At 41.2% G+C, this 5510-nt stretch carries 7 protein-coding genes; 4 read left to right on the top strand and 3 right to left on the bottom strand.

Annotated elements, in window-relative coordinates:
• Positions 1-562, bottom strand: a 562-nt coding sequence (hemC, locus tag PSN35_RS05615) for a hydroxymethylbilane synthase (protein ID WP_300030656.1), incomplete at its 3' end; no start/stop codon positions are given.
• Between hemC and PSN35_RS05620 the strand changes: the two genes are divergently transcribed.
• Genes PSN35_RS05620 through PSN35_RS05635 form a run of 4 tightly spaced genes read left to right on the top strand, consistent with a single transcriptional unit; the run spans position 561 to position 4588 of the window.
• Positions 561-1073: a thioredoxin fold domain-containing protein gene (locus PSN35_RS05620; RefSeq protein ID WP_300030659.1), complete on the top strand. Its 513-nt coding sequence runs from the start codon at positions 561-563 to the stop codon at positions 1071-1073. The two genes, hemC and PSN35_RS05620, sit on opposite strands and share 2 nt — an antisense overlap.
• Positions 1070-2455 (top strand): argininosuccinate lyase, encoded by a 1386-nt coding sequence (gene argH, locus PSN35_RS05625; RefSeq protein ID WP_300030662.1) that lies wholly within the window; start codon positions 1070-1072, stop codon positions 2453-2455. The genes PSN35_RS05620 and argH overlap by 4 nt, the downstream gene beginning before the upstream one ends.
• On the top strand, positions 2455-3381 hold the full coding sequence (fmt, locus tag PSN35_RS05630) for a methionyl-tRNA formyltransferase (RefSeq protein ID WP_300030665.1): 927 nt from the start codon (positions 2455-2457) through the stop codon (positions 3379-3381). Before argH ends, fmt begins: the two co-directional genes overlap by 1 nt.
• A 1-nt stretch (position 3382) precedes the next feature.
• On the top strand, positions 3383-4588 hold the full coding sequence (locus PSN35_RS05635) for an APC family permease (protein WP_300030667.1): 1206 nt from the start codon (positions 3383-3385) through the stop codon (positions 4586-4588).
• Positions 4589-4659: 71 nt separating this feature from the next.
• On the opposite strand, the gene PSN35_RS05640 is transcribed toward PSN35_RS05635, so the two are convergent.
• Positions 4660-5304, bottom strand: a complete 645-nt coding sequence (locus tag PSN35_RS05640; RefSeq protein WP_300030670.1) for a hypothetical protein — start codon at positions 5302-5304, stop codon at positions 4660-4662.
• A gap of 89 nt (positions 5305-5393) precedes the next feature.
• Positions 5394-5510: DUF711 family protein (locus PSN35_RS05645; protein WP_300030673.1), on the bottom strand; the 117-nt coding region annotated here is incomplete at its 5' end.

A 5510-nucleotide genomic window follows, 5' to 3' on the forward strand; every position in this document is an offset into this window, starting at 1 on the left:
CAGGAATTTCTTGCTTAATACGATCTTCAAACTTAAGGCGAATCAACCCCGCACAGGCCAAAATAATCGCATCATATTCCCCATCATCAAGTTTTTTAAGACGCGTATTTACATTGCCACGTAAATCTAAGATTTCCAAATCAGGGCGTCTGTCTTTAAGCTGAACAATACGCCTCATAGAGCAAGTGCCTACTTTGGCACCTTGCGGCAAATCATCAATATTGTCGTAATGATTTGATACAAACGCGTCAAACGGATTTTCACGCTCTAAAATAGCGCCCAGCTCAAATCCGGGTGGAATTTCATACGGCACATCTTTCATGGAATGTACCGCAATATCGGCCACACCTTCCATCATGCCAACTTCCAACTCCTTGATAAACAAGCCTTTTCCGCCAATTTTAGATAATGGTGAATTAAGAATTTGGTCACCCTTGGTAGTCATTTTGACCAGCTCAACATTCAATTGCGGGTGTAGCGCCTCAAGCCTGGCTTTTACATGTTCTGCCTGCCAAAGTGCTAAGGGAGATTTTCGAGTTGCAATTTTTAGGGTTTTATTCATGTTTCAAGAAGTTTGTATTAAAATGGCATTAATGTTTAGATTTTATCTATTAGTCTGTGTCTTTTTGTCAAATTTTGCCTTAGCGCAAGAGTTAACCCTGCCACCTGCTAAAAATTTCTTTACTGATTCGCAAAAAGTTTGGAAAAAGCAAACTCCTATTTTAATAATGTTTTCCATTCCTGATTGTGGATTTTGCAAGAAAGTCAAAGAAGATGTTATTGGCCCTATGGCTGATTTGAAAGAATACGACGATAAAATCATCATTCGCCACATTAACGCCAATAGCTTTGATGATCTTCGTAACTTCTACAATGAAGAGGTCTCACACAATGAATTTGCCTCTCGCAAAGCGGTTAACTTTTTTCCATCGGTATTACTCGTTGACCAATACGGCGTGACTTTAGAGAAAATGATTGGCGTTGCCAATGAAGATTATTACTGGACAGATTTAGATGAATTAATCATCTCTGCCACCAACAAATTAACCAACAAAATGAAGGCAAAATTATGAGTGAACAAACTAATCAATCATGGGGCGGGCGCTTTAGTGAGCCTACAGATGAATTCGTTAAAATCTTTGGCGCCTCGGTATTTTTTGACAAAATACTAGCCCCTTATGACATTGCAGGCTCTAAAGCTCATGCAACCATGCTGCAAGAAGTTGGTCTATTAACAACCGATGAGCAAGCTCAAATAATCAAAGGCCTAGATCAAATTCTAACCGAAATTGACGCTGGTGAGTTTGAGTGGTCTGTAGCACTTGAAGATGTGCATATGAATGTGGAGTCACGCCTCACGCAACTGATCGGCATTGCTGGCAAGAAATTACACACTGGCCGTTCTCGTAATGACCAAGTGGCCACGGATATTCGCCTATATTTGCGCGATCAAGTGGATGATATTTTGACTGAAATCAATCGCCTTCAGCATGCACTACTTGATTTAGCTGAACAAGAAGCTAGTACAATTTTGCCTGGCTTTACCCATTTGCAAGCTGCGCAGCCGGTTAGCTTTGGTCATCACATGATGGCGTATTTTGAAATGCTAACGCGTGATGCAGAGCGTTTGGTTGACACACGCAAACGCATGAATGCCATGCCATTAGGCTCTGCCGCCCTAGCAGGCACCACCTACCCAATTAACCGCGAGCGTACTGCAGAGCTATTGGGCTTTGATCGTATTTGTTTAAACTCCCTAGATGGCGTCAGTGATCGAGATTTTGCCATTGAATTTTTATCAGCGGCCAGCATGATCATGATGCATTTATCGCGTTTTTCAGAAGAGCTTATTTTATGGTCAAGTGCGCAATTTAACTTCATCGAATTGCCTGACAGTTTCTGTACTGGATCTTCGATCATGCCACAAAAGAAAAACCCAGATGTGCCTGAATTGGTCCGTGGCAAAACCGGTCGCGTCTACGGCAACCTCACTTCCATGCTAACCATCATGAAATCTCAGCCCTTGGCTTATAACAAAGATAATCAAGAAGACAAGGAGCCATTGTTTGACACGGTAGACACGCTCAAAGCTTGTTTACGCGTATTTGCTGATATGGTGCCAACCATTGAGACCCAACGCGACACTATGTATAACTCCACCAAAAAAGGCTACACAACAGCCACTGATTTAGCCGATTATTTAGTTAATAAAGACTTGCCATTTAGAGATGCACACGAAGTGGTGGGCAAATCAGTTTCTTATGGCATTGAGCATCAAAAAGACTTGGCTGAATTAAGCTTAGAGGAACTGCAAGCGTTTGATGATCGCATTGAAAATGATGTGTTTGATATTCTATCATTAGAAGGCTCTTTAGCGGCGCGCGACCATTTGGGCGCCACCTCGCCTAATCAAGTCAAACAAGCAATTAAAACAGCTAGAGCTTCACTCGACTAATGCGCCTTATCTTTGCAGGAACGCCAGATTTTTCCGTTGGCGTACTGGAGGCGCTTTATCAAGCTGGTCATAAGATTGTTGGTGTTTACACCCAACCCGATCGCCCCAAAGGGCGCGGACGCGTATTGAGCTCTTGCCCGGTTAAAGAAAAAGCCTTGGCGCTTAATTTACCCATCTTTCAGCCTAATAGCTTGAAAGACAGTGAGACTCAAACTCAACTAAAAAGTCTGCAAGCGGAAGTAATGGTGGTGGTTGCCTATGGTCAGTTGCTACCCCTTGAAGTATTAGAAACCCCCAAATATGGGTGCCTCAATATTCACGCCTCATTACTACCGCGTTGGCGCGGCGCCGCTCCCATTCAACGTGCTATTTTGGCAGGAGACAAGCAAACCGGCATTGGCATCATGCAAATGAATGAAGGCTTAGATACGGGTGACATTCTGTTGGAAAAAACCTGTGATATTTTAGATTCTGATACAGCGCAATCATTACATGACAAATTAGCCGATCTAGGCGCTCAAGCCATTGTTGAAGCATTAGACAATATCAGCAGTCTATCACCAACCGCACAAAATGAAGCTGGCGTCACTTATGCCAAAAAATTATCCAAAGATGAAGCTTGGATTGACTGGAGTCAATCAGCCGTCGCAATCAATCATCAAATCAGGGCTTTTAACCCCTACCCGATTGCCCAAGCCAACGCTACAAGTGATAAATTTAACGCTAAAGTTCTACGCATTCTATCTGCAAAGGTCATAGACTCTTGTCACCTAAATCCAGGAGAGGTAATTGATAGCCCTAAAGGTAGCTGTTATATAGCAACGGGTGATGGAGCTCTTAGCTTAGAGCAGGTGCAACTTGCTGGCAAAAAAGCGCTCAATATTAAAGATTTTACCAACGCCTATCAACTAACCAAACTGGAATAATATGCCACTTAAGCGCACCATAACTTTACCACTACTCGTACTCTACGGACTGGGTAATATTTTGGGCGCAGGCATTTATGTGCTCATTGGTAAAGTCTCTGGCGTTGCAGGACTGTTAACTCCTTTATCTTTTTTTGTGGCTTCACTACTTGTCGTTACCACAGCCTTTACCTTTAGCGAACTATCGTCGCGCTACCCCGTTAGCGCAGGTGAGGCGGTTTATTTATTCAAAGCCTTTGGCAATAAATACTCCGCACTCATTATCGGGCTCATGATTACCACAACTGGTGTGTTATCAGCATCCACCATTACTGTTGGCTTTGTGGGATATTTACAAATATTTATAGATATTAATAAATATTTAGCCATTATCCCAATTCTATTATTACTATCTGCTTTAGCAATCTGGGGTATTAAGCAGTCTATCCAAGCAGCGGCATTATTAACCCTAATTGAAATTTCTGGCTTGCTGATTATTATTTGGTTTGGTCGAGACTATCTGCCCAATATTGATACACAAATTTATATTGACGCGTTTGCATTTAACGACGCAGCTCTTTGGGCAGGCGTGTTTGCTGGTGCTTTTTTAGCCTTCTATGCATTTATTGGCTTTGAAGACATGGTGAATGTAGCTGAAGAGGTAAAAAATCCAGAAAAAAACATGCCAAGAGCGATTCTACTGTCACTTGCCATTGCTACCATTATTTATACACTAGTCTCTCTGATTGCCGTTAGCACCATTTCCCCACAAACACTGGCTGAACACGATGCACCTCTGGCGCTGATTTATCAACAGTTAAGCGGATTCTCTCCCAACTTGATTGCAGGGATTGGTATGCTGGCAATCATTAATGGCGCACTGATACAGATCATTATGGCTTCCAGAGTTTTGTACGGCATGAGTCGGCAACATTGGCTACCAGAGCTCCTCGGTAGAGTTAATGTCAAAACTGGAACGCCAATTTACGCCACGATACTCACAACAGTTATTATTGCCATTCTTGCGCTTTGGCTACCGATAGTCACACTAGCTGAATTAACCAGTTTATTTATATTGATTATCTTTTCGTTCATGCATCTAGCACTAATTAGCATTAAAACCAACAAACAAAGTGTTAGCTCAAACGTTAGACAGTATCACATAACCATACCTATAGTTGGACTGGTTACTAACACCGGGTTTGTGTTGTTTTATTTGGTTAGTTAACGGTGGTGCAAAGTGAGTGCTTGAATTCAGCCGACGTGTTAGCGGTCGTCTGGAATGATTTGTTATGTTTTTTATTGTTTCCACGCATTTCTTGAGCCATAACCAACTTCATACCTGTAGGTGTGGTCGTGGATATATTTATCACGTTTTCTACTTTTATACCACCATTCAAACCCTATAGCAGATAAGTCATTATCTGAATTTAATTCAATTTTTATAATTTCAATAGCAGTCTCTTTGCACTTTCTCTGTTTTCCGATTTCCCAGCCAAATCCAGCAGGAAATTTACACCTGCCATGTTTATAATATCTTCCACCATTGCGGCTATCATATACGCGACCTATACCTTTTGCATTGCAGCTAAAGTATTGTTGTTTTGAACCGTTCATTTTATCTCTATGCCAAACTTCCAACTCTTTTTCTGTCTTTGGATTTATCCATTGCTTCGGACCTTTGATTGTGGTGCCACTTTTGCCATTAACATAAAAAGATGTATTGGCTTTGTGCATGCAAGAGGCGTTTTTATCACCATTCCATGCTTGTCCACTCCAAAGTTGATACGGTATAAACATTGTTTTGGTTTCACAGTTGTATAGGTTTACTATATTCCAAGAAGATTTGTCTTGTTGCTTTTCTTTACAAGAGATTTTATGCAGCTCTGTCTTATTGTCATTTGTGATTATTATATTGGAATTAAACCATGCAAAAGAAGGCATAGTAACTATTGACAATATTGTAAAAAGTATTTTTTTCGTTTACCAGTCTTGTGAGTTCTTAATGCATAACGGTAGTAAATTATAACAACTCAAGGAACAGACAGTACAGCACAATTGCACAAATCATCACTTTCAAAGGCTGTCAAATCTCCAGCATTTAGTCCAGGGACTGGAAACAAGCGAACAGTTAACGGCTTGTTTAAACG

The organism is Candidatus Thioglobus sp. (genome assembly GCF_028599055.1).
Classification (GTDB): domain Bacteria; phylum Pseudomonadota; class Gammaproteobacteria; order PS1; family Pseudothioglobaceae; genus Thioglobus_A.